At 36.2% G+C, this 25,944-nt stretch carries 28 protein-coding genes and 2 tRNA genes; 16 read left to right on the forward strand and 14 right to left on the reverse strand.

The window, feature by feature from the left end:
* The first annotated feature begins 8 nt into the window (after window positions 1-8).
* The 9 genes from DW114_RS01330 to DW114_RS01370 are packed head-to-tail and all read left to right on the forward strand — an operon-like array spanning window position 9 to window position 7,054.
* On the forward strand, window positions 9-962 hold the full coding sequence (locus tag DW114_RS01330) for a DUF561 domain-containing protein (RefSeq protein ID WP_117451639.1): 954 nt from the start codon (window positions 9-11) through the stop codon (window positions 960-962).
* Window positions 952-2,001 (forward strand): NAD(P)H-dependent flavin oxidoreductase, encoded by a 1,050-nt coding sequence (locus tag DW114_RS01335; protein ID WP_117451641.1) that lies wholly within the window; start codon window positions 952-954, stop codon window positions 1,999-2,001. The genes DW114_RS01330 and DW114_RS01335 overlap by 11 nt, the downstream gene beginning before the upstream one ends.
* Window positions 2,002-2,016: 15 nt before the next feature.
* Window positions 2,017-2,943, forward strand: a complete 927-nt coding sequence (gene fabD / locus DW114_RS01340) for an ACP S-malonyltransferase (RefSeq protein WP_117451643.1) — start codon at window positions 2,017-2,019, stop codon at window positions 2,941-2,943.
* Window positions 2,944-2,947: 4 nt separating this feature from the next.
* Window positions 2,948-3,679: a 3-oxoacyl-[acyl-carrier-protein] reductase gene (gene fabG, locus DW114_RS01345; protein WP_117451645.1), complete on the forward strand. Its 732-nt coding sequence runs from the start codon at window positions 2,948-2,950 to the stop codon at window positions 3,677-3,679.
* Window positions 3,680-4,915 carry a beta-ketoacyl-ACP synthase II gene (gene fabF / locus DW114_RS01350; RefSeq protein WP_117451647.1) on the forward strand — a complete coding sequence of 412 codons (1,236 nt, stop codon included), beginning with the start codon at window positions 3,680-3,682 and terminating at the stop codon, window positions 4,913-4,915.
* A 3-nt stretch (window positions 4,916-4,918) separates the two neighbouring features.
* Window positions 4,919-5,347: a 3-hydroxyacyl-ACP dehydratase FabZ gene (gene fabZ, locus DW114_RS01355; protein ID WP_117451649.1), complete on the forward strand. Its 429-nt coding sequence runs from the start codon at window positions 4,919-4,921 to the stop codon at window positions 5,345-5,347.
* Between the two features lies 1 nt (window position 5,348).
* Window positions 5,349-6,011 (forward strand): biotin--[acetyl-CoA-carboxylase] ligase, encoded by a 663-nt coding sequence (locus tag DW114_RS01360; RefSeq protein WP_117451651.1) that lies wholly within the window; start codon window positions 5,349-5,351, stop codon window positions 6,009-6,011.
* 2 nt (window positions 6,012-6,013) lie between these two features.
* Window positions 6,014-6,358, forward strand: a complete 345-nt coding sequence (gene acpS / locus DW114_RS01365; RefSeq protein ID WP_117451653.1) for a holo-ACP synthase — start codon at window positions 6,014-6,016, stop codon at window positions 6,356-6,358.
* 3 nt (window positions 6,359-6,361) lie between these two features.
* Window positions 6,362-7,054, forward strand: a complete 693-nt coding sequence (locus DW114_RS01370; protein ID WP_117451655.1) for a lysophospholipid acyltransferase family protein — start codon at window positions 6,362-6,364, stop codon at window positions 7,052-7,054.
* A 58-nt stretch (window positions 7,055-7,112) separates the two neighbouring features.
* Here the strand turns inward: DW114_RS01370 and DW114_RS01375 are convergent, their stop codons facing one another.
* From DW114_RS01375 to DW114_RS01390, 4 genes are all read right to left on the reverse strand, one after another.
* On the reverse strand, window positions 7,113-7,655 hold the full coding sequence (locus DW114_RS01375) for a hypothetical protein (protein ID WP_147322618.1): 543 nt from the start codon (window positions 7,653-7,655) through the stop codon (window positions 7,113-7,115).
* A 75-nt stretch (window positions 7,656-7,730) separates the two neighbouring features.
* Complete coding sequence (locus tag DW114_RS01380) at window positions 7,731-8,615, reverse strand: DUF368 domain-containing protein (RefSeq protein ID WP_117451659.1); 885 nt, start codon at window positions 8,613-8,615, stop codon at window positions 7,731-7,733.
* A gap of 163 nt (window positions 8,616-8,778) precedes the next feature.
* Window positions 8,779-9,162: a hypothetical protein gene (locus DW114_RS01385; RefSeq protein WP_117451661.1), complete on the reverse strand. Its 384-nt coding sequence runs from the start codon at window positions 9,160-9,162 to the stop codon at window positions 8,779-8,781.
* 1 nt (window position 9,163) lies between these two features.
* On the reverse strand, window positions 9,164-10,513 hold the full coding sequence (locus tag DW114_RS01390) for an ATP-binding protein (protein WP_117451663.1): 1,350 nt from the start codon (window positions 10,511-10,513) through the stop codon (window positions 9,164-9,166).
* Between the two features lie 345 nt (window positions 10,514-10,858).
* Between DW114_RS01390 and DW114_RS01395 the strand changes: the two genes are divergently transcribed.
* Window positions 10,859-12,199, forward strand: coding sequence for a dicarboxylate/amino acid:cation symporter (locus tag DW114_RS01395; RefSeq protein ID WP_117451665.1), 1,341 nt, complete (start codon window positions 10,859-10,861; stop codon window positions 12,197-12,199).
* A gap of 310 nt (window positions 12,200-12,509) precedes the next feature.
* On the opposite strand, the gene DW114_RS01400 is transcribed toward DW114_RS01395, so the two are convergent.
* The gene (locus tag DW114_RS01400; protein WP_117451667.1) at window positions 12,510-13,433 is read right to left on the reverse strand and encodes an aldo/keto reductase; all 924 of its coding nucleotides are present in this window, start codon (window positions 13,431-13,433) and stop codon (window positions 12,510-12,512) included.
* 121 nt (window positions 13,434-13,554) lie between these two features.
* Here DW114_RS01400 and DW114_RS01405 point away from each other — a divergent pair, with 121 nt between their 5' ends.
* From DW114_RS01405 to DW114_RS01415, 3 genes are all read left to right on the forward strand, one after another.
* The gene (locus DW114_RS01405; protein WP_233511352.1) at window positions 13,555-14,136 is read left to right on the forward strand and encodes an N-acetylmuramoyl-L-alanine amidase family protein; all 582 of its coding nucleotides are present in this window, start codon (window positions 13,555-13,557) and stop codon (window positions 14,134-14,136) included.
* A 77-nt stretch (window positions 14,137-14,213) separates the two neighbouring features.
* Window positions 14,214-16,223, forward strand: a complete 2,010-nt coding sequence (locus DW114_RS01410; protein WP_117451669.1) for a UvrD-helicase domain-containing protein — start codon at window positions 14,214-14,216, stop codon at window positions 16,221-16,223.
* Window positions 16,224-16,299: 76 nt separating this feature from the next.
* Entirely contained in the window at window positions 16,300-16,620 is a 321-nt protein-coding gene (locus DW114_RS01415; RefSeq protein ID WP_117451671.1) for a DUF2500 family protein, read from the forward strand.
* Window positions 16,621-16,665: 45 nt separating this feature from the next.
* Here the strand turns inward: DW114_RS01415 and DW114_RS01420 are convergent, their stop codons facing one another.
* From DW114_RS01420 to DW114_RS01435, 4 genes are all read right to left on the reverse strand, one after another.
* Window positions 16,666-16,920, reverse strand: a complete 255-nt coding sequence (locus DW114_RS01420) for a DUF2500 family protein (protein ID WP_117451673.1) — start codon at window positions 16,918-16,920, stop codon at window positions 16,666-16,668.
* Window positions 16,921-17,090: 170 nt separating this feature from the next.
* Window positions 17,091-17,166, reverse strand: a tRNA-Asn gene (locus tag DW114_RS01425).
* 67 nt (window positions 17,167-17,233) lie between these two features.
* Window positions 17,234-18,088 carry an alpha/beta hydrolase gene (locus DW114_RS01430; protein ID WP_117451675.1) on the reverse strand — a complete coding sequence of 285 codons (855 nt, stop codon included), beginning with the start codon at window positions 18,086-18,088 and terminating at the stop codon, window positions 17,234-17,236.
* Between the two features lie 76 nt (window positions 18,089-18,164).
* Window positions 18,165-18,240, reverse strand: a tRNA-Glu gene (locus DW114_RS01435).
* A gap of 212 nt (window positions 18,241-18,452) precedes the next feature.
* Here DW114_RS01435 and DW114_RS01440 point away from each other — a divergent pair.
* The 3 genes from DW114_RS01440 (at window position 18,453) to DW114_RS01450 (ending at window position 20,984) form a co-directional block, all read left to right on the forward strand.
* Entirely contained in the window at window positions 18,453-19,448 is a 996-nt protein-coding gene (locus DW114_RS01440) for an asparaginase (protein WP_117451677.1), read from the forward strand.
* A gap of 620 nt (window positions 19,449-20,068) precedes the next feature.
* Window positions 20,069-20,599: a DUF1836 domain-containing protein gene (locus DW114_RS01445; protein ID WP_117451679.1), complete on the forward strand. Its 531-nt coding sequence runs from the start codon at window positions 20,069-20,071 to the stop codon at window positions 20,597-20,599.
* Window positions 20,565-20,984, forward strand: coding sequence for a hypothetical protein (locus tag DW114_RS01450; RefSeq protein WP_117451681.1), 420 nt, complete (start codon window positions 20,565-20,567; stop codon window positions 20,982-20,984). The genes DW114_RS01445 and DW114_RS01450 overlap by 35 nt, the downstream gene beginning before the upstream one ends.
* A 50-nt stretch (window positions 20,985-21,034) precedes the next feature.
* Here DW114_RS01450 and DW114_RS01455 read toward each other — a convergent pair whose 3' ends face one another.
* From DW114_RS01455 to DW114_RS01475, 5 genes are read right to left on the reverse strand one after another with little or no spacing between them, the layout of a single operon-like run.
* Window positions 21,035-21,721 carry a response regulator gene (locus DW114_RS01455; protein WP_117451683.1) on the reverse strand — a complete coding sequence of 229 codons (687 nt, stop codon included), beginning with the start codon at window positions 21,719-21,721 and terminating at the stop codon, window positions 21,035-21,037.
* Window positions 21,714-23,219, reverse strand: coding sequence for a DUF4118 domain-containing protein (locus tag DW114_RS01460; protein ID WP_117451684.1), 1,506 nt, complete (start codon window positions 23,217-23,219; stop codon window positions 21,714-21,716). Before DW114_RS01460 ends, DW114_RS01455 begins: the two co-directional genes overlap by 8 nt.
* 38 nt (window positions 23,220-23,257) lie before the next feature.
* Window positions 23,258-24,736 carry a TrkH family potassium uptake protein gene (locus tag DW114_RS01465; protein WP_117451686.1) on the reverse strand — a complete coding sequence of 493 codons (1,479 nt, stop codon included), beginning with the start codon at window positions 24,734-24,736 and terminating at the stop codon, window positions 23,258-23,260.
* 4 nt (window positions 24,737-24,740) lie between these two features.
* Entirely contained in the window at window positions 24,741-25,403 is a 663-nt protein-coding gene (locus tag DW114_RS01470) for a potassium channel family protein (protein ID WP_117451688.1), read from the reverse strand.
* On the reverse strand, window positions 25,400-25,843 hold the full coding sequence (locus tag DW114_RS01475; RefSeq protein ID WP_117451690.1) for a potassium channel family protein: 444 nt from the start codon (window positions 25,841-25,843) through the stop codon (window positions 25,400-25,402). Before DW114_RS01475 ends, DW114_RS01470 begins: the two co-directional genes overlap by 4 nt.
* Between the last annotated feature and the right edge of the window lie 101 nt (window positions 25,844-25,944).

The raw sequence follows: 25,944 nt of genomic DNA on the forward strand, positions 1-25,944 counted from the left end.
AAAGCATTATGATGATCAATGAACTCTTAAATATCAAATACCCAATCTTCCAGGGAGCGATGGCAAATATCGCAACTCCACAATTTGCGGCATGTGTATCCAATAGTGGTGGACTTGGTATTATCGCAACCGGTGCAATGGATGCCACTACAACTAGAGAAGCCATTCGTACCTGTAAAGCATTAACTAATAAACCTTTCGGTGTCAATGTGATGTTGATGAATCCGGATACAGAAAATATTATGAAAGTGATCTGTGAAGAAAAAGTGGCAGTTGTGACGACAGGAGCAGGAAATCCCGGTCCTTATATTGAAGCATTAAAGGCCAGTGGTACAAAAATCTTTCCTGTAGTGGCAAGTGTGGCACTCGCAAGACGTTTGGAAAAAGCCGGCGTCGATGGAATCATCGCTGAAGGTGGCGAAAGTGGTGGGCATGTTGGAGAAACAACAACCATGTCTTTGGTACCACAAGTTGTAGAGGCAGTTAATATCCCAGTTATCGCAGCTGGTGGAATTGCCAGTGGAAAACAGATGAATGCTGCTTTATCCTTAGGTGCTGTCGGGGTACAGATTGGTACGATCCTGTTGGCATCTCATGAATGTCCAATTCATGAAAATTATAAAAAAGCCGTATTAAAGGCAAAAGATATGGATAGTGTGGTAACTGGTAGAAGTGCGGGAACACCTGTTCGTATCTTAAAGAATCAGATGGCATTACAGTATCTGAAGCTGGAAGCAGCAAATGCCCCAAAAGAAGAAATGGAAAAATTAACCCTTGGCGGACTTCGCCGTGCTGTATTTGAAGGTGATATGAAGCATGGTTCTGTAATGATGGGACAGGTTGCTGGTATGGTACATGAAATCTTAAGCATACAGGAAATATTAGAAAAACTTGTTAAAGAAAGTCAAGAAGAAATAAAAACACTAGAGGAAAAAGTGAAAGGCCTTGTCTATGAGAAATAAAAGTTTAGATACATTAGAAATACCACTCATACAAGGTGGCATGGGCGTAGGAATTTCCTTATCCAAACTTGCTGGCGCAGTCATGAGAGAAGGTGGCATGGGAGTTATCTCAGCTGCTCATCCAGGATATCGCAAGCCGGATTTCTGGCAAAACAGTAAAGCATGCAATGTGGAGGCCATCATAGAAGAAGTAAAAAAAGCCAAAGTATTGTCAAAAGGAAAAGGCCTTTGCGCTGTAAATGTCATGGTCGCATCTCGTGATTATGAAACTTATGTCAAAGCATGTGTAGAGGCAGGTGCGGATGCTATTATATCCGGAGCAGGATTACCATTACATCTGCCTGAAATCGTTAAAGATGCAGATATTTTGTTAGCCCCAATCGTCAGTAGTGGAAAAGCAGCTTCCCTGATTTTAAGAAGCTGGAAACGCCACAGTAACCGTATTCCTGATTTTATCGTAATTGAAGGAGCACTTGCGGGAGGGCACTTAGGCTTTAAAAAAGAAGAAGTATTGAATGAATCATATGCTTCTTTAGATGATATCTTAAAAGATGTATTAGCACTGCTTCCACCATATGAAGAAGAGGCCGCAAGAAAGATTCCTGTATTTGTTGCTGGGGGTATCTATACAAAAGAAGATATCAAACATTATCAAAGCATGGGCGCTTATGGGGTACAGATGGGAACCCGTTTTATCGCCACGACAGAATGTGATGCAGATGAGCGTTATAAACAGATGTTTGTGAATGCGAAAAAAGAAGATATCGCCATTGTGAAAAGTCCTGCTGGACTGCCTGGACGTGCCATTATGACACCTTTTATGAAGGAGCATGAAAACAAGCGTGCAATACCAACCCATTGTATTGGCTGTATGCTGCCTTGTAAAATTGATTCCACACCATATTGTATTAGTGAAGCATTGATACATGCTGTAAAAGGTGAAGTGGAAGAAGGTCTAGTGTTTGCAGGAGCAAATGCATATCGTATTGATAAAATCGTAACGGTACATGAATTGATTCACGAATTATTTGGTGAATAGAAAGGATTTATACGTATGAAAACAGCATTTTTATTTGCCGGACAGGGTGCACAAACACCCGGAATGGGAAAAGATATATATGAAGCAGATCCACTTGCGAAAGCAGTATTTGACAGTGTGGAATTAGATGTGGATATCAAAGATCTATGCTTTCAGGGTCCTAAAGAAAAACTGGATGATACCCAATATGCACAGCCGGCTATTTTTGTGACAAGCATGGCACTTGCCAAGGTATTACATGAATATGGCATACAGGCAGATGTTGTGGCTGGATTAAGTCTTGGAGAATATGCGGCATTATGTTATGCTAAGGCATTTTCTATTTCTGATGGCGCAAAAATCGTAAGAGAGCGTGGAAAAATCATGGCCAATGCTTTACCAGCAGGAACCAGCTCTATGTATGCGATTTTAATGTTAGATGAAGTTTCTATATTAGAAGCATGTGAAGAAGTGAAATCTATTGGTGTTTGTGAGATTGCCAATTACAACTGTCCGGGACAAATTGTAATCACAGGTGAAAAAGCAGCAGTGGATAAAGCTAAAGATCTATGCATAGAAAAAGGTGCACGCCGTGCAGTCCCACTTGCGGTATCTGGAGCATTTCATTCCTCCTTATTAAATGATGCAGCCATTAAACTACATGATGTTTTATCAAACTATGATCTAAAGAAACCAAGTATTCCAGTATATCACAATATCAGTGGAAACATCGAGGATCAGCCTTTGATTGATATCTTAAGCAAACAGATTGCACACTCTGTCTATTTTGAACAGACGATTGCCAATATGCTGGGTGATGGGGTAGATACTTTTATTGAAGTAGGACCTGGAAAAACAATCAGTGGTTTTGTGAAAAAGTGCTGTAAAGGACATGATGTAAAAATCTTACATGTAGAAGATATGACCACATTAAAAGAATGTGTAGAAGCATTGAAAGGATAAATGTATGGAAAGAAAAACAGCTTTTATATCCGGTGCATCCAGAGGAATCGGAGAATGTATCGCAAAAACACTGTCAAAAGAATATGATGTGATCATCAATTATTCCAACAGTGAAGAAAGTGCAAATAACGTATTGGCACAACTTGATCCAAGCGGTCATCATAAAGCAATCAAATGTAATGTTGCCAAAGGCGAAGAAGTAGAAGCGATGATGAAAGAAATCATTGATACTTATGGACATATTGATGTGATCGTCAATAATGCCGGTATTACAAGAGATAACTTGTTGCTTCGCATGAGTGAAGAAGATTTTGATTCTGTCATTGATGTCAATCTGAAAGGATGCTACAACTGCATTCGTTATGCGACACGTCAGATGATGAAACAAAGAAGTGGCTGTATTGTGAATATGGCCAGTGTGGTAGGTATCATGGGAAATGCAGGTCAGGCAAATTATGCAGCAAGTAAAGGCGGTGTGATTGCACTTACCAAAAGTGTCGCAAGAGAACTTGCAGGCCGTGGTATCCGTGTGAACGCTGTTGCACCTGGTTTTATTGATACCGCAATGACACAGAAATTAGATGATACCGTAAAGAAACAAATGTTATCCGGTATTCCATTAAAACGATTTGGCGATGTACAAGATGTTGCTAATGTAGTGAAGTTTTTGTGTAGTGAAGAAAGTGCATATATAACAGGCCAGGTAATTAATGTAGATGGCGGGATGGTGATGTAAATGAAAAGAGTCGTAATTACAGGAATGGGTGTTGTATCACCGATTGGAAATAATGTAGAAGAAGTATGGACAAATGTAAATCAAAACGTATGTGGGATTGATCGCATTACACACTTTGATCCAAGTGAATATCGTGCAAAGCTTGCAGGTGAAGTAAAAAATCTGGATATGGAGCAATACTTTACCAAACGTGATTTAAAATTTAATGATCGTTTTACCCAGTTTGCCAGAATAGCCGCAAAACAGGCATATGAAGATAGTGGATTACAGGATGTTGATTTTGATCACGATCGTTTTGGGGTGATTTTAGGTAGTGGCATTGGTGGAATTTCCACAATTGAAGGAGCTTCCCAAACAATTGAAAATCGTGGACCAAGCAGAATATCCCCATATTTTATTCCCATGTCATTAATCAATCTTGCGGCAGGCAGTGTAGCAATCGATATGGGTGCTCATGGCAATGTATCCAGTGTGGTAACAGCATGTGCAGCAAGTACCAATGCAATTGGGGAAGGATTTCACAGAATTCGTGACGGGTATGAAGATATTGTCGCAGTCGGCGGCAGTGAAGCAGCGATTACACCTGTGGCAATCGCAGGATTTGCGAGCATGCGTGCCTTACATGAAGGGGAAGATAAAAACCGTGCAAGTATTCCATTTGATGCAGAACGTAAAGGCTTTGTCATGGGAGAAGGCGGCGGTGTGCTAATCCTTGAAGAATTGGAACATGCCTTAAAACGTCATGCGAAAATCTATGGAGAAGTCGTAGGATATGGTTCAACATGTGATGCCAATCATATTACCGCACCACTTGCGGATGGAACAAGCGCAGCTCGTGCAATGGGTATGGCAATTAAAGATGCAGGCTTAACCACAAAGGATATTGATTATATCAATGCCCATGGAACATCTACACCATTAAATGATTCCAGTGAAACCTTAGCAGTCAAAGTAGCATTTCAAGATGATGCCTATAAACCATATATCTCATCCACAAAATCTATGAGTGGACACCTGTTAGGTGCCAGTGGTGCTTTAGAAGCGATTATTTCTACTCTTGCAGTAAAAGAAGGCTTTGTGCCAGCGACGATCAATTATGAAAAAAGTGATCCTGCATGTGATTTAAATCTTGTGGTAAACGAAGGTAAAACTGCAGATATTCGTGTTGCCATGTCTAACTCTTTAGGCTTTGGTGGACATAATGCAAGTATCATTATCAAAAGATGGGAGGAATAAGTCATGTTATATAACAGTAATGAAATTCAGGAAATCATTCCTCATCGCTACCCATTTCTATTGGTGGACCGTATTGAATCCATTGAAGGAAATAAAGTTGTAGGTACAAAATGCATCAGCGCAAATGAAATGCAGTTTCTAGGACATTTCCCTGAAAAACACATCATGCCAGGTGTACTTCAATTAGAAGCATTGGCACAAACAGTGGCAGTAATGCTGTTGAGTAAAGAAGAAAACAAAGGAAAAATCGGTTTATTTGCCGGTATCGATAAAGCTCGCTTTAAACGTCAGGTCATTCCTGGAGATGTGCTTCGATTAGAAGCAGAAGTCATTCGTGAACGTATGGGAATCGCATGGGTAAAGGCTGTTGCTAGCGTAGATGGAGAAGTCGCTGTTACAGCTGAAATGATGTTTGCCGTAAGCGATAAATAATATGTTTACAATTTATGCTTTTGATGAAGTTTCCAGTACCAATGATGTCTTAAAACAACAATATCATATATATCAAGATCACAGCGTCATTCTGGCCCACAAACAAACAAAGGGCAGAGGGCGCTTTGACCGTGTATGGGAAAGTCAAGAAGATCTGACATTTTCCATTCTTCTAAAAAATAATTATCCAAATGAACTGATTGCGCCATTATCTGTTGTATTTGCGTTAAAACAATATGGTATACAGACTTCTGTCAAGTGGCCAAATGATATCTTGATTCATGGCAAAAAACTATGTGGCATTTTGATTGAAAGTATTTATGAAGGAAATGAAAAGGTCGCTACAGTGATTGGAATTGGTATCAATTTAAGTAAAAAAGATAATTTACTTACAAAAGCAGATTATGTCAGTTTGCCAAAAGAGGAACTTTTACAGAAGATATTAATACAATATGATCAGTTAATGATGGCAAAATCATCTTTTCTATTATCCTCCATTTCACAATACTCTTATTTATCTGGCAGATCCATCCTGCTGGATGGTATAATATGGAAGGTAGATGGCATTGAAGAGCATGGATATCTTCGTGTACATCATCAAGATACCATACGCCTTTTGAAAAGTGAAGAAATCACATTAGAGGCGATTTATGAGAAGGAGTAGTTATGATCATAGGGATTGGATGCGATATCGTAGAGATATCAAGAATTGCTAATGCATTAAATAAACCGGTGATACAAAGAATTCTGAGTGAAAAAGAACAGGAAATCGCTAATCAATATCCGGATAAACGCAAAGCCGAATGGATTGCCGGACGTTTTGCGGCAAAAGAAGCGATTTATAAAGCAATTCACAAGGTTGTGGATTGTACGATATCAGACATTGAAGTACTTCAGGATGATACAGGAGCACCTGTGTGTACATGTTTTGATTATGATGTTATGATATCCATTGCACATGAAAAAGAATATGCCATTGCTTATGCAATGGTTTTGACAAAGGGGTCTTAAATTATGTTTTATGTATATTGTCTGCACTTGCTGTGGCTGATTCCGATATCATGGATTGGATGCTTCATGGTACGTAAAAAATCATTTGAAGAACGGTTTTTACACATTGCGAAATGGTGTAAACGATGTTTTCATCTGTTGCATATCAAATTAGATGTGGAAATGGAAGATGCATTGCCAAGCGATGGCAGTATTCTGTTTGTCAGCAATCATCAAAGCTTTTTTGATTTGTTTATGTTGGAAATCGGCATCCATGTGCCATTTACATTTGTGTCAAAAGCCGAAAATAAAAAGATTCCATACTTATCTAGTTTAAGTAAGAATCTTGAATTGATCTATTTTGATCGTGAAGATCAAGGCAGTGCCGTGCATATGCTAAGGGAAACAACCAGACGCTTAAAAGCTGGTCAAAATATTCTGATCTTTCCAGAAGGCACTCGATCAAAAGGCACAGTGATGAAACAGATGCAGGCAGGCAGTATCCAACCCGCATTCATGGCAAAATGTTATATCGTGCCCGTGGTATTATGCGATTCTTTTGATTATAAGCGACTTTTAAAACAACATGGAACCTTTCACATGCATATAGGAAAAGCCATCCCATTTGAAGCATATAAGCCATTAAAAGTGGATGGTATGATCAAACAGCTACAAGAACAAATGCAGGGAGAATTAGATGCATTTCATCAAAAATAATATAAAAATGAGCAGGAATTATAATTTTGATATGATCCTGCTTGTTTTTATATTGGTTTTATAATTGTGTTTTAATATAGTCTATGACTTGTATCCAGCCATCCGATTCTGCGCCATATCCCCATAATGGCTCTGTAAGATCTTCCAATATATCTAACTTTTGTTTGATAGATGTGACCATTTCTTTTCTCTTTTCAGAAGGAATCATTAATAATCGTTCATCTGTTACTTTGAAACGAACGTTTTGTAAGAAATTGATCATATCATAATAACATTCATTATCGTTTGAAAAGATCGTATACGCAGGGAATATGGAAATGACATCTTCAAAAGCTGTTTTCAAATGATTTAGTTGTAAAGCCTGTAAAGCTTCTGGAATATAAGGTACAAGTTCAGCTTGTTCACTAATGACACCCCACCATCCTTCACCTTTCCAATTGCCAATCATATTCATACTGATATGTAAAATGAAAAGTTCATGACTTACTTGTTGTTTGATTTCTGAAAGACTGCCTATTTGCCATAATTGATCAGAAATATCTACTAAAGCAGCTTCATTTAAATGTGATGTGTCTTTTATAAAATCTTTAATTGTCATCATTTTCTTATCCTCCATTTTCATTATGTTTATTTTACCATAACGCATAAAAAAATCACTCCATATTTAGAGTGATGTTTATGCTTCTTCTTTTGTCGTCATAGTTTTCATCTTCTGTAAACCAAAGATGATAGCACCACCAACAACAAACCAGATGATGCTGAATGTATCAATACTTAATGGTGGCTTTGGTGTAGCTAAAGTCTGTGGTCCCATAACGATTGCATAGAAGGAACCAATCATCATACCAATGATTAAGAAAATCATAATAGGACGATGTTTATCAAGTGCCCATTTGATTAAACGAACCACAGTAACAACACCAGTGATAATACCTAATCCAAATACAAACAGGATCGGGATATAAGATAAATCAAATCCCATTACCGCTTTGATTGCGGAAATGATAGGAACATATAATCCAAAAATCAATAATAATGTAGAACCACTGATTCCAGGTAGTACCATAGCAGAAATGGCACACATGGCAGCGACAAATACATATAATATTAAACTAATATCTAACTGTGCCAGATTTACACCAGATTCACTTCCACTTACCGGATTGAAATACGTAATGAATGCAACAAGTGCTACACCACCGATAAATGACAGAATCGTTTTCCAGTTGAATATCAGGCTTTCTTTTTCTTCTTTTATAACGATGGGAATTGCGAACAAGATAAATCCGATAAATAAAGAACTAATTTGATAAATATAAGTATCGAAGATATTGGCAAGTACACTGACAGCACTTAAAAAACCAATAACCCATCCAACGCCTAATTTCAATAAAAAGATGATTGCGTCAATTTTTTCCTGTTTATTACCAGCGATCAAAGCATCTAAAGAGCCGATAAATTTATCATAAAAGCCGAGCAGGAAAGCAATCGTACCCCCAGACACTCCAGGTACGCTATCCGCTAAGGCCATACAAAAGCCTCTAATAAAATTCAAAACCATAAACTTCCTCCTTTGCGCAAGTATAATTATACAGGAAAAAGCTAGAAACTCCAAAATAAAATACAAAAGATTTGTTAAGATTTCGTAAAATGATGGATATACGTTTTTTAAGGATGTAGTTAAGCGTTTTTCTGATAGATAATTCAACTATTTTATGATTGTATTATGATTTTCTTCTTTCAAAAAATAACTTCATCAAACGTGCATTTTCCCCATTTTGTTTTACTAAACGGTTTATAAGGATATTTAATTGCAATTTGTCTTGTTCAATATCTGTTTCCTTATATTGTTGTGGATCACGATTGACAATGGTTTTCAGTTTACCATTGTCAGATAATTCCACAATATAAATACAATAACCTGTCCAGCTTCGATGGATAAATAATTTATGATCCTCACAATACATGAACCATTTATCTTCCATTTCTTCAGAGCGGTGTCCTTCTTTGATATATGCAAGATCTTTTTTTGTTAATGTTCTCTCTAAGAAGAAGGTTTCAAATTGTGTAGGAATTTCTAATGTTTTCCAATCATCTTTTTTTACCATGTTATGATTTCTCGTTATTTATAGGTAAATCAAAAGAAATAGGAACCTCATGTTCCAACAAGATTTCCAGTAAATATAATGGAAGATATACAATATTACCTTCCTTAGCTATCCCTATATTTTTTTGTGAAAAACGGAATGCATGGATTGGTTTATATTTCTCTACAAAATTCTTAAAGGATTTAGAAGCTGTATTTAAACCGGCTTTTATGTCAATTGGTGTGATTTCACCTTCATATTCTATAATGAAATCAATTTCTGTTGTCTGGCTTGGTTCAAAGTAATAGCATTTCTTATGTTTTCTTTGAAATATCTGCGCAGCCATATTCTCATATAAAGCTCCTTTGAATATACCTAAATCGCCACTTATGATTTTTTGTATTTCTCCATCTTCTAATTGAGAGATGAATAGCCCAACATCTGCCATATAGACTTTAAAGATAGGAAGTTCTACAGCACTTGCTAAAGGCGTTGATATATGGGATAAACGATTAACTTTGATGATCATGCCATTATCTTGAAGCCATTGCAGGCTGGAATCATAATATCTTGCATTATAACCCTTTTTTACTACACCATATTGGAACTTTTTGTTTTCTTTGGCCAATTGTATAGGGATAGATAGAAAACATTCTTTAGCTTTGATTTTATCACTTGCATGAGCGTATTTGGCCATATCACTGATATAATCATTCACAATTCTTCTTTGAATTGTTAAACATTCACGATAAGATTTTGTTTCAATATAAGTGGACACAACTTCGGGCATGCCACCAGTCATCATATAAGTGGTGAATAATTCATTCATTTTCTCATGTATGATTTCTGGTATTTTTTTTAAATTATCAAGTGATTGATTGATCTTTTTCATTATATCATCAGGTAATCCATAAGCATCTAAAAATTCAAGAAAACTCATCGGATAAAGTGTCCATGTTTCTACATACCCTACTGGGAAAGATGAAGTGGAAGCAATGGCTATTCCTAAAAGACTTCCAGAACAGATAATGTCACAAGGGAATGATTCACTCATAAATTTTAAGGTTGTTAAAGCACTTGGACATGCCTGGACTTCGTCTAAAAATAAAAGCGTGTTTTCATCAAATACGCTATCCATATAGGTGATTTTCAAATACTCTAATAATTCATTGGGTTCTCGGGTTTTATTAAATAAATCTACCATTTTTAAATTTCTTTCAAAATTAATTTCAATAAAATCGTGATATTGTGCTTTTGCAAATTCACGAATGCAAAATGTCTTACCTACTTGACGGCTTCCTTTAATAATGAGCGGTTTTTTATGTGGATTTTTTTTCCATTTGATTAAATCATTCTCTATTTGCCTTTTCATGAATCAACACCTCATTTCTTATGCTTAGTATACATCAATCGATAAAAATATGCAATGATACATAAAAATATCAATAAAAATATGCAAATATGCATAAAAATATCGATAAAAATATGATAATGATTAATGAAATAGTATTTTTATCCTATCCTTTGATAAAATACCTTGTTGACAATCACTAAGATTTCCTTTATACTTGCACATGGAAAAAAGAATACCTTTAATTTTACCCGAGAGGTAGAAAAGGAAACAAACACAGCAGCGTGTTTTTATATGAAGTCTATATAACCTTATTCCATCATACCGGGTGAATAAGGTTTTTTTATTTGAAAGGAAGTTTTGAATATGAAAAAAATAAATGGCAAGCAGCTCGCAAAACGTATGGCAATTGCTATGATTCTAGGTTTGGCAGCTGGTTTTGGCTGTATCGTCCTTCGTGAATACATGTTGGGGAATGGATATAACGAAACATGGAACACGATCAACAATCTGTTGTTTGCGGATATCTCAAAAGAAGAAAATGCAAATGCAGTAGGTATCTTCTATATTTTAGGACAGTTATTTATCAATGCGTTGCAGCTGATCATCATTCCTATGGTGTTTACAAGTATAGCACTTGCAATGTGCCATATATCAGATACAAAGAAGCTTGGAAGAATTTCTTATAAAACGATTGGATATTTCTTCTTAACTTCATTTATTGCTTTGATTGTGGCAGGAATTGTTGGTTTTGGCGTTTATCACGCAGGTTTATTTGAAGTTGAAATTAACTCTACATTAGCTGGTGGAACAGGTTCTACTGCAAGCAATCCTTTAATGGTAATCTTACAGGCAGTACCAAACAATATTGCCAGTGCATTTACCAATAATGGCGGTGTATTGGGTATTGTATTCTTAGCTGTTTGTGTAGGTATCTGTATCAATACATTAGGTGAAAAAATTGAAGTGTTAAAGAAACTGTTACAGGAAGTAAATGATATTGTTGTGGTATTCTTAAGTTTTGTCATTACAAAATTTGGACCAATGGCGATTTTCTTCTTGTTAACAAGAACCTTCGCAATTTATGGAATTGATCATTTAAAACCAGCTGCGGCATATGTAATAACAACCATATTAACATTATTATTGTTCCTGATTTTTGGATATGCGTTGATTTTATTTGTGACAACCAAATTAAATCCACTACCTTTCCTTCGTAAAATGGCTAAGGTTTCTTTATTTGGATTTTCTACATCATCATCTGCGGCAACACTTCCTTTAAATGAAAAAACAACCGTAGAAGAATTGGGTGTCAGTGAGGAGATTGCATCCTTTGTATTACCTTTAGGTATGACCATTAATATGGATGGCACAGCGATTATGCAGGTCATTGCGGCAATCTTTATTGCAGCAACAGCAGGTTATGATGTTACAATCGGTAATATAGCGATTATCGCAACCCTCGCGTTGGTTGCCTCTATTGGAACACCAGCAGCACCTGGTGCTGGTGCAGTAATCCTATTTACAATCTTAACTGGTTTAGGATATACCAATGATGCGGCAATGCTTGCGTACTCATTGATTCTAGCAATTAATCGTCCAATTGAAATGCTGGTAACATCATTAAATGTAATTGGTGACAGCTCTGCTAGTGTCTTTGTCGCAAAATCAGAAGGATTATTAGACGAGGAAACTTATCATTCTTAAAAAAATGGGGCTGTAACGAATAAGCACTTTGAAAATCAAAAAAGCACTTATCCCAAAACTGGAAAAAGTGCTTTTTCTTTGGTAAAATTTAATTGCTTATGTTAAATATATTACCTAAGAAAGATTATACAACATATCAAACTATTTTGCCATTAAATTTTAATCTTTCTTTCTAAAATGACATAGCACATGATGATATTTCACGCATTGTTCTTGAATTTCAAAGAAAAAGAGAGCTGTAACTCTCATAGTCTATCATTGATGACTACTCGTTACAGCCCCTTTTTATAATCTTTTGTAAGGTTTTGGTTTATGGCAACATATTTCCTGCTGCAGTGTAAATACGATACCATTCTTCTCTTGTTAACTCAATGTCACAGCTGTTTACTAATTCAGACATACGATGCACATTAGTAGAACCTAATATTACCTGCATATTGGCTGGATGCCTTAATAACCAGGCAACGGCAATAGAACTGTTGCTGACACCATAATGGGCAGCTAATTCATCAATCACACGGTTTACTTCAGGAAATTTTTCGTTATTTAAGAATACACCTTCAAACATGCCATATTGAAAGGGACTCCAGCATTGTAAGGTAACATCGTGTATACGACAATACTCTATTACACTTTGATCACGATCGATTGCACCATCAAACATGGTATTTACATTAAATCCTGCATCTAACATTGGCGTATGCATGACACTAAGCTGCATCTGATTGATTTCTAATGGATAACGTACACCTTTTTTCATTAATTCCATCTGGGCAGGGGATTGATTACTCACACCAAAATGCAATACCTTTCCTGATTGATACAATATATCAAATGCATCATTCACTTCATCTGGATCCATTAAGGCATCCGGGCGATGTAACAACAGATAATCTAAGTGATCTGTATGCAGGTTATCTAAACTTTGATCTACACAAGACAGGATATAATCCTTACTGAAATCATAGTAGGTAATTTGTTCACCACGATGAATACCACATTTGCTTTGAAGAATCATCTGATCACGTAGATGTGGCTCCTTCTTTAATATACGTCCGAAAGCTTTTTCACATTCTCCACCGCCATAGATATCTGCGTGGTCGAAGAAGTTGATGCCACAAGCCAAATCGGTTTTAATCAACTGTTCTAATTCATCATCATGTAGCACACTGATGCGCATACAGCCTTGTACAAGTGCACTGGCTTTTTTTTCTTTGATTATTATTTGCTTCATTTTTTTTCTCCTTTTTTCTTATGATTTTATTGTACGCTATCTGCCCACAAGAAACAATCAAAATGGTACAAACACACAAACCTTTTTTTCATATTTTGATAGGATACAGAGAAAGGGATGAATGATTTTGGCAATTAAAATATTTATTGATCAGGGACACAATCCAGGCGATATCAATGCTGGAGCAAGTGGCAATGGCTTGGTTGAAAGTGAAATTACGTATAACGTGGGGATCATGCTGGCGGGGTTATTGTTTGCGGATCCTAATTTTGAGGTAAGGGTATCGCGAAGATATCCGGATACTGTTTTGGGAACAAATCAAAGAACGTCTTTACAACAGCGGGTGGATATGGCAAATGGATGGCCAGCGGATTATTTTATCAGTATTCATGTGAACAGCAATCCCAATCCTGCAATCAATGGTTCAGAGATTTATGTATTCAGAGAAAACAGTGTTGCCTATAACATGGCAGAAATCGTATTGGATAACATGGTATATTTTACAGGTATGAAAAATAATCAGGTACGTGTGAATCCAAGCTTGTTTGTGCTTCGTAGAACCAGAATGCCAGCAATGCTGATTGAGCTGGGTTATTTAACAAATCTGCATGATGTTGAGATATTGCGCGATAAACAATTTGCCTTTTCTTTTGGCATTTATATCGGACTTTTGGAATACTTTGGACTGCCATATCAACTGTAAGGGTTTGCAAGAAAAATTTCTCGAATAAGGTTAGAAATTATTGAAAAAATCATGTATAATGACTAATTGGTGAGAATATGGAAATTGAAGAATTTTTTGAAAGTTACAACGTACAACTAGAAGACGTGAAAAAACAACTTCTAAGACAACATTCCCATGTTCTGGTGCAGGGGAGTGCCGGAAGTGGTAAGACAACCCTACTGAAAGCAAGAAGCGCTTATCTGATCGAATGTGAACAGATGGAAGCGGATCAGATATGGAACATTGCACGGGATGGAAAAAGTGCAAAACAGCTGACTAGAGAGTTCCGTCATTTTTATGATGGGGTGGCAATGCCACATTTTATTGATCTGCATGCGCTGGCATATAAGATCATTAAGATGGATCATGAAGCAAAAGGGATATCCGTATGGCCTGCATACCGTAATGTGAAGAGCTTTGTGAAAAAAATATGCAAAGACATGTTCGCCTTGTCACTTACAAATGATAAGCTGGATGAAGTCTTATACCAGATTGCTCATTGCAAGAATATGTTGATGAGTGAATCACAGATTGATAAAGTACAGATGGAAGGAATGAATTTTCCTGCTATCTATAAGATGTATGAAAAAAATCGTAAAACAAAACAGTTTTATGATATGGATGACGTATTGGTGGAAGCTTTATGTATCCTACGTAGTGATCAGGATGTATTAGAAGGCTGTCATCAGGCAATCAGCTGTCTACAAGTAGATGATGCACAGGAAATCAGTTTTGCTGGACATATGCTGCTTCGCTCTGTTTGTGGAGATCATGCACAGTTATTTGCGTTAGCTGATAAATCAGCAAGCTGCAAGAAAGTATCCTGTGCTTTCCCTGAAGCGTTAGATACTTTGGATACTGCATATCCAGGACTTCAAAATTATACACTTGAAACAAACTATCGTAATGCGAAGATGATACAGGAAATCATGAACAAATTCTCTCATGAAACAAGAGTCTGTGCGAGTGAAGAAGATGGTGAAGTGAAGTTTAAAGGCTTCTCTAATCTGGATCGTGTATATTCTTATGCATATGAAACAGTGTCTGCAGATATGATGCAGGAGCATGTCTTTTTATATCGCAATGAAGAAATGGCATTGCCTTTGATTGATATGTTCATGGAAAAAGAAGTCGCATTCTATTGTTCAAAGAGTCTGAAAAACTTATTAAAGGATACGTTAATCGCAGATATGGTTGGCTTTATCCGATTATTAAGCAATGCCCATGATCTGGATGCTTTTATTCAGGTACAGGATCATTTCCACTTAGATATACCACAACGTGTTTTCCCTGAAGTTGCACAATGTATGCAATTACAGGACATGGATATCTATCAGGCATTGATGGATAGTTCTTTACGTGCAGTGAGTAAGAAAAAGCTGGCTGGCAGAATGGAAAAGATTCGTTTGGCAGCAATGAAAGACACATTGGGCATGATTTCTTTTGTGTTAAAAGAATTTAATTATAGAAATTATTTAGATAAGCATCAGGCAAATGAAAAACATCCTGCGCTGCTGGCATTATATACCATGGCAGAACGATATCCTGAACCTAAGGATTTTGTAATGCATATGCAAAGAATTGCGGATTTTAACAGTATGGATCTGGCGAATGTAAAAATCTGCAGTATCGAAGAAAGCATGGGACAGGAATATGACAATGTATATGTATTAGATTGTATGAATACCTTATTCCCTAAAACCGGTGTATATGATGAATATGAACGTTCTTTGTTCTATATCGCAATGTCACGTGCACTTAAGCATTTGGAATTCTTTACGTTTAAAAAGGCTTCTTTGGTAAAAATGGAATTATCTGGCTTCTTATTTGAAATCTATCAACAGCCGGAGGAGAATCAGCCAGTTAGAGATACCAGTATGGATTCACAACCGAAAAAGGTACGTTTATCTGATTTAAAACGTGGCAAGAAAATCGTTCATGCGACGCTTGGATTAGGTCGTATTATGAAAATCAGTGATGGTATGATGCATGTACAGTTTGCCAATGAATTAAAAACATTGAACGCAAAATTATGTATTCAGAATGATTTGATTGATTTACCATAAAAATTCATCAAATTATCACAAAGAGAACCCCTACTTGTGTGATATAATAAACCTCGGATAGAAAGAGGGTTGTAAGATGTTTGGTTTTCTAAAAAAAGAGAAGAAAAAAGAAAAATCGATTCAACCAATCCGACGTGTAGATACACAGGCGAAATTGATTCATAAATCAGATGAGCCAATTGACGATATGTTGAGTGGAGATGTTATGCCAGTAGAAAAACCAATCTTTGAATTGACATTTCTCTGTGATGATGGAAAAGAAGTTGTCGCAACAGTCAGTGAATTTGAGTTTGGCAATGTATCTGTCGGTGATGAAGGCAGACTGGTGTATGATGAATACAAATATTGTAACGAAATCATCAGTTTTGCGGATAAAATAAAAGAGTTTGTAATGTAAAAAAAAGCAGATTTCCTAAATGGATTTCTGCCTTTTTTTTGATTCTTACATGTGAAATTCCTTTATTTTGTCACCAAAGGATATTAGTTTATTACCTTCATAGACAAGTACTCCATGATCTCCAACTTCTACTACATCATATTCAAAAGCACTGACCTCTAATATGACAGGCCCTGTTTCTGTATCAAAATGCAATTCATAAATCTGGGTTGGCTGGGGAACTTTTCCGGGTATTGGAAAATAATCGCCATCCTTTTTTTCTGATAATGTAGCCTGTATTTCTATACGTTCATTTTTCATGTGATATCCCTCCCACAATGATATCTTTTATTTCTTTTATTAAATCATTTTTATGATGGATTGTAAAGCGGGTTGTATCACATTGCATTATGACTCGAACATTAGGTTTTTGTTCGAGTAAACACAAAAAAAGTCTATAACCATAAGGTTACAGACTTTATTCAGCAATCTGGCGCCTTAGACAAGACTCGAACTTGTGACCTGCCGGTTAACAGCCGGATGCTCTACCGACTGAGCTACTAAGGCATGTCGTCGATTGCTTGATTATAATATCATATATCCCGATATAATGCAATAGATTTTTTCAAAAAAGTTATAAATACTGATGGAAAAAATCAAAAATGGTTTCTAAGACCATGGCACTTTGTGGATATTTCCATAATAACTGAAAATTATGCGGAAGTTTTTCCTCCTTAGGAATGATATACAGCGCATTGGAAACAGCATGCTTGTCTAAGACAGCTTTCATGCGTTTTGCTTCACCTGAAAATGACTGATAGGCACTATCCATTAAATATACCGGGGGATAAGAAGGAGTGATTCTAGAAAGTATTGAACTTGCTTTTGGGATATCATCCTGAAATAAAAGATGCAGCATTTCTTTTTTGATAGGGAATTTACAAGTACTGTCCTGAAGGAATGTATCAAAATCAAACAAGCCACAACAGCATGCAATACTTTTCATATCTAAAGGTGTGTATGATTGTACAAGAAAAGGAAGATAGCTGGCTAAATATGCGCCAGAAGAATCTCCTGCCACAAACATTCTTTTTAAATCAAGATGCAGTTGTCTACCACATTGTTGTAGATAAGATAAAACTGCATGAAGATCATCTATCATATCTTGATAAGAAGCTTTTGGCGCCAAACGATAATTGATATTCACAACAGCAAAAACATCATTTGCCAGACGTAATGCATGATGACGATAGATTTCATTTTTATGGTGCATACAAAATCCTCCACCATGGATATATATAATAAAAGGATATGTATCCTGTTTGTAATCAGGATATATAACATCAAGTGTATGCATGGGTTCTTGATCATCAAGATATTTAAGATCTTCGATGATCTTTTTATCCTTTGGTACTTCATCTTCTTCATAAGCTTTTTTTGTACTTGTTTCTAAAAAGCTCAGCATTGCCTGTAATTGTGTATCTGTCATATTGCCTCCTTACCCATCCCTTACGCGTATGGATATGAAAAAAGGACAATTCTTTGAACTGTCCTGTATTTTTAAATGGTGACGCGTACGGGATTCGAACCCGTGAGTGCATGCGTGAAAGGCATGTGAGTTAACCGTTTCTCCAACGCGCCATCTATATGAAACTTGCTTACCAGCGCAAGTGCTATAATATAATAGCATAGGAATTTAAAGTTGGCAAGTCTTTTTTTGCTTTTTTTGTATTTTTTTGTTTTTTCATCATATATGGCACATATGCATTTGAATAAAATGATATTTAAAATACTGTACGTAGACTTATTTTTTTCGTATAATAACGGGTGGAAAGTGATAAGGTGAAATACATATGAAGCGAATACTATTATTAACAACCGGCGGTACGATTGCTTCTTCTCAAAGTGAAGAAGGGTTGGTGCCCTCCTTAACAAGTGAAGAAATTCTTTCTTACCTTGGATGGCATGATGAGGCAATCCATATTGATTGTGAGGACTTATTACGCTTAGACAGCAGTAATATGCAGCCTGAGGAATGGGTAATCATAGCCAGAAGGATTGCACAGGTATATCAGGACTATGATGGCATTGTGTTGAGTCATGGTACAGATACGATGGCATATACAGCCAGTGCATTGTCATTCATGTTAAGAAATCTTCCTATACCGTTGATGATTACAGGTTCACAACTACCGTTGATTCATCCATTAAGTGATGGTGTAGATAATATCCGTATAGCATTTCAGGCAGTTCAACAGAACATTCAAGGTGTTTATATCTGTTTTGATCGTAAAATCATGTTAGCAACACGTGCAGTAAAAGTACGCACGATGAACTTTGATGCCTTTGAAAGTGTGAATATAGAACCTGCAGGAATCGTGGATGCCAGAGGTCTGCATTTTCGAGAAGATTTGTTGATTCACGTAGATGGTGCTTTCAAGCTGGAAGATCAATTATGTACAGATGTTTTTTTAATCAAACTGACACCGGGAATGAATCCAGGTATCTTTGATGCATTAACACATATGCAATTTAAAGGAATCGTCATTGAGGCATTTGGTGCCGGCGGTATCAATTTTATCCGTCGTGATCTAATCAGTAAGTTAGAAGAAATCGTTCAAAAAGGTATCAGTGTTGTTGTGTGCTCTCAGTGTTTATATGAAAACAGTGATTTTTCAATTTATCAAACTGGTCAGAAAGTATTGAAAAAAGGCGTGATCCAAGGCTATGATATGACCAGTGAAGCGGCTTTAACAAAACTTATGTGGGCACTTGGCAAAACCCAGAATCCATATGAAGTAAAGAAATTATTTGAAACAAGTTTTGTTCATGAAATCACATTGAAATAATGTGATTTTTTCTTTATACAATCTTAACAGTATGGACACAAGAAACTACACTGTTTTTATATGAATCGTATTATCATATAACTGTAAAGAAGGTGGTCATAATGTTGAAAGTATTGATGACTTTGATGGGAATCATTCTTGTGATATTGATAATATGGATCGTAGTAAAAATGATGTTATCTGTATCTAAAACAAATGATCATAGCAGTAAAATGATGTGAGCGATATGCCAAGGTTTAAGGCATATCGTTTTTCTTGACACAATTCTTTACAAAAAAATGTATAAAGAAAGAGGGAATCCGATATGGTAAACTGGATAATTAATATATTAGGTATCGGTATGGCGGCAGGCTGTTTCTATCTGGCATACAAATTGGTGATATCATCCTTGTCAACTAAGACAAGTCATATGCGTTAAGATGATTTTGTTCAAAAATCTTTAATTTTTAGATGTTCTTTTATATGGGAAAGCATAAAAAATTGTATATTTCATGGAATATTGTTTGGTTTTTACATTTAATTTCGATATTTGTATCATCTAGTATTGAAAAACAGATAATTTGGTATTTAATCATTTGACAAGCCATACCCACAATGATAAAATAAAACTGGTGATATTAATGAAAAATGATACGACACTCACGGCGTTCCATTGTCCAAGATGGAAAGAACTGCCCGATATGGATCTTTATATGGATCAAGTCGTGACACTGTTAAATACATACTTAAAAGACTTCTGTCTGGAACAGCAGGGCAAAGCAATCACTTCTACCATGATTAACAATTATGTGAAACATGGAATCGTAACACCACCGGTAAAAAAACGATATAATCGTAAGCATTTGGCTTATCTGATTGTTGTTTGTATATTGAAAACAGTATTCCGTATGGATGAAATCAGTGATTTGATACGGGTACAAATGGATATGTATCCACAGGACCAGGCATATGATTATTTCTGTGCAGAACTGGAATGCTGCTTATATAGTATTTGTACACATAAGCGCGTAAAGCATATTCCAAGTGATGATGAAGGCAGTCCGATTGTGGATTTGATCAGAAATACGATACAGGCTGTAGCATATACAGCATATGTGAGAGATGCGGTGAGAAATTATGAGCGAGATACTGACACTGGAAAAGACGATTGATTTAGGCTTTCAGCTACAAAAAGATTCTTTGGATTTTCTAAAATATGTAGAAAATCAAACAAAAGGCGGCGTACATTTGATAAGTCGTTCTATCTTTGATTCTTCTAATCGTGAGAAATTAGCGATGGTTACGAAGCATATGGAAGCATATCTGGAAGAACTGATTTGTTTTTGTGGTGGATGTGGTACCTATGGTGTAGAGTGTTTTGATCTATATGATGCATATAAATTCTTGTTTGATATGTATGATGAACATGCTAAACAAAAGTTTTATCAAGCTATCTGTGATGCGGATCAGGAATTTCTGCAGAGGTTTCATAAGATTTATTATAAAGTCAGTGCAAAGACTTCAGAATTAAAGCGTAAACAAAAAGAAAATGCGTAAGATATGATAAAAAAGTGAAGAACATGAATATTACACGTTCTTCACTTTTTCTATGCATCCACAAAACGATAACCCACGCCAACTTCTGTCAGAATATAACGGGGATGGGCAGTATCTTTTTCAATTTTTCTTCTGATACTTGCCATAAACACACGTAAGGATTGGGAATCTTCATTGCTGGCATAACCCCAGATCTGTTTGATGATATAGCTGTGAGTCAACACTTTGCCACTATTTTCCACAAGCAGTACCAGCAGTTTATATTCAATGGGGGTTAAATGGATTTCATTGTTTTCAATAAATACTTTGTGTTTTTCAAAATCGATGGTTAAAGTATCTAAGGTAAATATCTTTTCTTTGATGATATCAGGAGTGTGTTTGCGTAAAGCCACACGTACTCTTGCGAGTAATTCATTGATATGAAAAGGCTTGGTGATATAATCATCTGCGCCCATATCTAATGCATCTACTTTTTCTTTTTCCTGTCCTCTGGCACTAACAACAAGAATTGGCACATCACTTTGTGCACGGATCTGGGACAACACTTCTGTGCCATCGATATCCGGAAGTCCTAAATCAAGCAGAATCAAGTCTGGGTTATCACAAAGAAAGCGTGAGATTCCTTCAATTCCTTTTTCTGCCAGCAATACTTTATAATGGTTGGTTTCTAAGGAAACCTTTAAAAAACGAGTAATGTTGTGATCATCTTCTATGACCAAAATTTTTGTATCATCCATTGTTTGTGCCTCCTTTTCTAGGAATCTGAAAGCCAAAGACTGCGCCTTTTGATTCTTTCTGATTGTGTGCATAGATCGTTCCACCATGTGCTTCTATAATCGCTTTACAGATAGATAATCCAAGGCCTACACCGCGTTTTGCGTCGCTTCTGTCATTTTTGGTGGTCACAAAGCTTTCAAACAGTGTATGCTGGATAGTTGAATTGATGCCATCTCCATCATCAATGACTTCAAATACGCCCATATCTTTTTCATTGTGATAATAGATATCAATATGCGAAGTGTCTGGTGTATGTTTGATGGCGTTGTCAATAAAATTGATCAGTACCTGTATAATGAGGTGCCCGTCAACATAGACCGTATCCAGTGTTTCAGGTAAATGTGCATGAATACTGTGTTCGCCTTTTCTTGTTTCACAACGATGGATTGCTTCTAAAATCAAATCATCCACCACTTCAATCTGCTTATTTAACAATAATCTGCCATCCTGAATTTTGGTCATATTCAATAGATTTTCTACCAGCTGATTTAACCAGAGAGCATCACTTTCCACATTTTTTATAAGATTTAAAATCGTATCATCATCCAGAGTATCATAGTTTTCGATAATCAAAGAAGAGGAGCCCTGAATACTGGTTAAAGGGGTACGCAAATCATGGGACATGGTGCGCAAGAGGTTGTTTCTAAGTTTTTCTTTTTCGATTTCTACCTTGTTTTTCTGGTGCTGTTCATATAGATTTTCACGTTCTAGTGCCATGAGCATCTGGGAAATCAGGGTATGTATAAAGATGGAAGATTCATCATGATCATCTTCATGATAAATCGTGTAGACACCTAAACACTCATGGTGATTGTGTAAAGGATGATATGACCATTTACTCTGATCGAAAAAGGCAGTATGGAAACCACATTCTTGATCCTGCATAAAACACCATTTCGCAAGCTGTTCATCACTTCTTTGAGAAAAAGCTTTATCAGGATGGGGATAATAGGTAAATGAATCTTGTCCATCCTCTTTATAATAAATCTCAGTAATGATTCCCTGATAATCGTATAAGGTCTGTATATGATGCTTTAAGATATCTTTTGTATCTGACATATTTAAATAACTGCGTGTGATTTCATACAGTGCTTTGGTCTGCATTTCATTATGCTTCGATATTCTTGCGTGCTGTTGAAGTTTATTGACAAGCGATGTTGTGATAAAGGATACAATCAAAAAGATAAAAATCGTAATCAGATAGTTTGAATCATTGATTTTTAAGGAATAATAGGGGTCGGTAAAGAAATAATTAAATGCCAGCACACTTAATAGTGAGCTGATAATTGCCCAAAGTAGATGATGGGTTTCTATGATGATGAAAACAACGCCAATCAAATAGATCATAATGATATTTTCAGTACGAATGTTTAAATCGTTACATACAAAGGCCAATAGGGTACATAACAAAATGATGATGCCAGTAATGATTGTATTTTTTATATAAGGGTAATTCATGATGTCACTTCCTTATGCTATGGGTATTATAACAGGATTCAGCAATGGATTCCATGATGTTTGATATCATTTCGACATTGCATCATCGCCAAAATGATAACGTAAATTTCAAGTCTTCCAAAAAACATACCGAAGATGCCAGTCCATAAAACAAGCGTTGGGGCATTATAATTCATGATACCACAGGATAAACCGACAGTGGATAAAGCACTGGAAAATTCAAACATGGCATCTTGTAAAGAGTGCCCGTACAGGGATAATAGAAAAGAGCCAGCAAAGAAAATAAGCAGGTATAAGAATACATAGGTGCCAACAGAGGCGATATCCGCTTTTTGAATTTCGATTTGTTTATCAACTTTTTGAATCTTATGACTGCATACCATCTGGCTAGGATAAAACTGTGCTTTTATTTGCCATACAATAGCTTTTAATAGGATATATACACGATATTGTTTGATACCGCCGGCAGTGGAACCAATACCTCCACCAATCAACTGTAAAACTATCATAATCAAAAGCGCGCCACTGGATAAGACATGAAAATTAGGCAGTGTTTGAAATCCTGTTGTAGTTAAGGCAGATACGACTTGAAATATCGCTATACGAAAAGCGCTTGGCAGATTTTGCGCAAATTGATTCATAAACAAAATGGTAATGATCATGGTAGCGATGATGATCAATATAAAGGAAAAACGGATTTCACAATATTGAAAGAAATGTCGAAATTTGCCTTTCACAAGGAATAAATGTGCGAAAAAGTTGATATTTCCTAATAACATCAACACGATGGTTACCACTTCAATTGCGATGGAATGATAATGTGCAATGCTGTCTGGCTGTGAAGAGAAACCACCAGTAGACAAAGCACCGATGGAATGAATGATTGCATCAAAAACAGGCATACCAAAGGACACATACAAGATAATACCCGCAAGTGTATAACCAGAATAAATAGTGATAATAATACGTGCAGATTTAATCAGATTAGGAAGCAGGCGGTCATTATGTCCTTCTGCGTTGTATAAACGCATTCCATATGTATCGGATAATACACTGCATATGACCAACACAAGACCTATCCCACCAAAAAACAAAACAGTTGAGCGATGCATAAGAAACAAATGGGATGTCTTTGAAACATCTACCACACTTAATCCGGTTGTACTCCAGCCACTGGTCGTTTCAAATATTCCCTGTGTCAGATTATATTTTCCACTGAATATAAAAGGCAGGGCAGTAATCAAAATCGCAAGCATCCAGCAACTGACAACGATGATGGCATCCTGATTTTTCTTTAGCCGCCCTTTCTTTTTTCCACGAATGGTAAAACTCATCAAATATCCAATTAAAATTGCCACAATACCAGGAACAATAAAATATTTTGCTTCATGGATATCCTGTGGATAAAAAAACAGGATCAGCAAGGGAAGTAATGTGATTGTACCAATCAAAATCAGCAAGACGCCGATATAACCAAAAATTAGGGGAAATCCCGCAATTTCATTTTTATTTTGCATAGTATCATGACTCCTTGGCGAAATAGTGTAAAACATCATCCTGATTCTTGATTTCTGATAAAATCAACAGCTTATCATTGGCATATAACATGGTATCGCCATTTGGCACAAGCATATGTGTGTTTCGGATAATGCAACAGATAATCAAGTGTTCAGGGATATTTAAGTCTTTCAGCTTTTGATGCAACAGCGAGCTTTCATGAGGCAATAGAATTTCATTCAGCACAATGTGTTCACTTTCTAAGGAAAGAGAATTGATCAGGTTTTCAATCGTACTGGCCTGTTCAATGATTTTGGCAATCATATGGGTGGCAGATATCGCCGTATTTACACCCAGCTTTTTAAATATCGATACATTTTTAGGATTAGATACCGTCGCCACAGATTTTTTTACATGAAACTGTTTCTTTGCCATCTGACAGATAATCAGATTATCGGGATCATTTGGACGAAGAGCAATTAAAATATCAGCTTTTTCAATACCGGCTTCCTCTAATACATAAGCTTTACATGGGTTTCCAATAAAGACAGGAATATCATATTTAGAAGACAAATAGGCGCAATAGTCTTTATCATCATTGATAATGATCAATTCATGTTGTTTTTCTAACAGGGAGGCGATTAAAAAATCCGCTTTATTGCGGCCGCCTGCAATAACGATTTTCATATAGTTTTATCCTCCACAGGCATATGGTTATTCAGTTTTAAAAACGCTGAAAGGCATAATCGTGTGGGATAGATTGCCTTAATACTTGTATCCTTCAACAGTTCTTCTTTACTTAGATCATATAAACGAACATATACATCTTGTATATGGTAAATGGTACTTGCGATTTCTCCAATCATGCAATTGATATTATCAGAATTGGTAGTCGCAATGAAAATATCACATTGATCGATACCACATTGTTCCAAAACATCCTGATCACAGGCATCACCTGTTACCTGAAAACCATCATAAGAATCAGGCAATCGTAAAAACGCCTGTTCATCGATATCCAGCATGGTAACATCATAACCTTCATGACTTAATTCACTTGCCAGTAAAGAACCAAACCGCCCGCATCCGGCGATAAAAACCTTTTTACTTTTTAGAAATTGAAACATATAAAGACCTTCCTTCTTATATCGCCTATATATTATCAGTAAAGGTATAAAGAAAGTGTAAACACATCCTGTATGATATAAAGATTGTGTTAAGATTTCCA

It is taken from the genome of Absiella sp. AM09-50 (genome assembly GCF_003433845.1).
In the GTDB taxonomy this organism is placed as follows: domain Bacteria; phylum Bacillota_I; class Bacilli_A; order Erysipelotrichales; family Erysipelotrichaceae; genus Hoskinsella; species Hoskinsella hominis.

Coding starts and splice junctions, on each gene's coding strand:
- DW114_RS01330 (WP_117451639.1), top strand. CDS start 9: ATGATGATCAATGAACTCTTAAATATCAAATACCCAATCTTCCAGGGA.
- DW114_RS01335 (WP_117451641.1), top strand. CDS start 952: ATGAGAAATAAAAGTTTAGATACATTAGAAATACCACTCATACAAGGT.
- fabD (WP_117451643.1), top strand. CDS start 2,017: ATGAAAACAGCATTTTTATTTGCCGGACAGGGTGCACAAACACCCGGA.
- fabG (WP_117451645.1), top strand. CDS start 2,948: ATGGAAAGAAAAACAGCTTTTATATCCGGTGCATCCAGAGGAATCGGA.
- fabF (WP_117451647.1), top strand. CDS start 3,680: ATGAAAAGAGTCGTAATTACAGGAATGGGTGTTGTATCACCGATTGGA.
- fabZ (WP_117451649.1), top strand. CDS start 4,919: ATGTTATATAACAGTAATGAAATTCAGGAAATCATTCCTCATCGCTAC.
- DW114_RS01360 (WP_117451651.1), top strand. CDS start 5,349: ATGTTTACAATTTATGCTTTTGATGAAGTTTCCAGTACCAATGATGTC.
- acpS (WP_117451653.1), top strand. CDS start 6,014: ATGATCATAGGGATTGGATGCGATATCGTAGAGATATCAAGAATTGCT.
- DW114_RS01370 (WP_117451655.1), top strand. CDS start 6,362: ATGTTTTATGTATATTGTCTGCACTTGCTGTGGCTGATTCCGATATCA.
- DW114_RS01375 (WP_147322618.1), bottom strand. CDS start 7,655: ATGATGACAATTAAAGATTTTATAAAAGACACATCACATTTAAATGAA.
- DW114_RS01380 (WP_117451659.1), bottom strand. CDS start 8,615: ATGGTTTTGAATTTTATTAGAGGCTTTTGTATGGCCTTAGCGGATAGC.
- DW114_RS01385 (WP_117451661.1), bottom strand. CDS start 9,162: ATGGTAAAAAAAGATGATTGGAAAACATTAGAAATTCCTACACAATTT.
- DW114_RS01390 (WP_117451663.1), bottom strand. CDS start 10,513: ATGAAAAGGCAAATAGAGAATGATTTAATCAAATGGAAAAAAAATCCA.
- DW114_RS01395 (WP_117451665.1), top strand. CDS start 10,859: ATGAAAAAAATAAATGGCAAGCAGCTCGCAAAACGTATGGCAATTGCT.
- DW114_RS01400 (WP_117451667.1), bottom strand. CDS start 13,433: ATGAAGCAAATAATAATCAAAGAAAAAAAAGCCAGTGCACTTGTACAA.
- DW114_RS01405 (WP_233511352.1), top strand. CDS start 13,555: ATGATTTTGGCAATTAAAATATTTATTGATCAGGGACACAATCCAGGC.
- DW114_RS01410 (WP_117451669.1), top strand. CDS start 14,214: ATGGAAATTGAAGAATTTTTTGAAAGTTACAACGTACAACTAGAAGAC.
- DW114_RS01415 (WP_117451671.1), top strand. CDS start 16,300: ATGTTTGGTTTTCTAAAAAAAGAGAAGAAAAAAGAAAAATCGATTCAA.
- DW114_RS01420 (WP_117451673.1), bottom strand. CDS start 16,920: ATGAAAAATGAACGTATAGAAATACAGGCTACATTATCAGAAAAAAAG.
- DW114_RS01430 (WP_117451675.1), bottom strand. CDS start 18,088: ATGACAGATACACAATTACAGGCAATGCTGAGCTTTTTAGAAACAAGT.
- DW114_RS01440 (WP_117451677.1), top strand. CDS start 18,453: ATGAAGCGAATACTATTATTAACAACCGGCGGTACGATTGCTTCTTCT.
- DW114_RS01445 (WP_117451679.1), top strand. CDS start 20,069: ATGAAAAATGATACGACACTCACGGCGTTCCATTGTCCAAGATGGAAA.
- DW114_RS01450 (WP_117451681.1), top strand. CDS start 20,565: ATGAGCGAGATACTGACACTGGAAAAGACGATTGATTTAGGCTTTCAG.
- DW114_RS01455 (WP_117451683.1), bottom strand. CDS start 21,721: ATGGATGATACAAAAATTTTGGTCATAGAAGATGATCACAACATTACT.
- DW114_RS01460 (WP_117451684.1), bottom strand. CDS start 23,219: ATGAATTACCCTTATATAAAAAATACAATCATTACTGGCATCATCATT.
- DW114_RS01465 (WP_117451686.1), bottom strand. CDS start 24,736: ATGCAAAATAAAAATGAAATTGCGGGATTTCCCCTAATTTTTGGTTAT.
- DW114_RS01470 (WP_117451688.1), bottom strand. CDS start 25,403: ATGAAAATCGTTATTGCAGGCGGCCGCAATAAAGCGGATTTTTTAATC.
- DW114_RS01475 (WP_117451690.1), bottom strand. CDS start 25,843: ATGTTTCAATTTCTAAAAAGTAAAAAGGTTTTTATCGCCGGATGCGGG.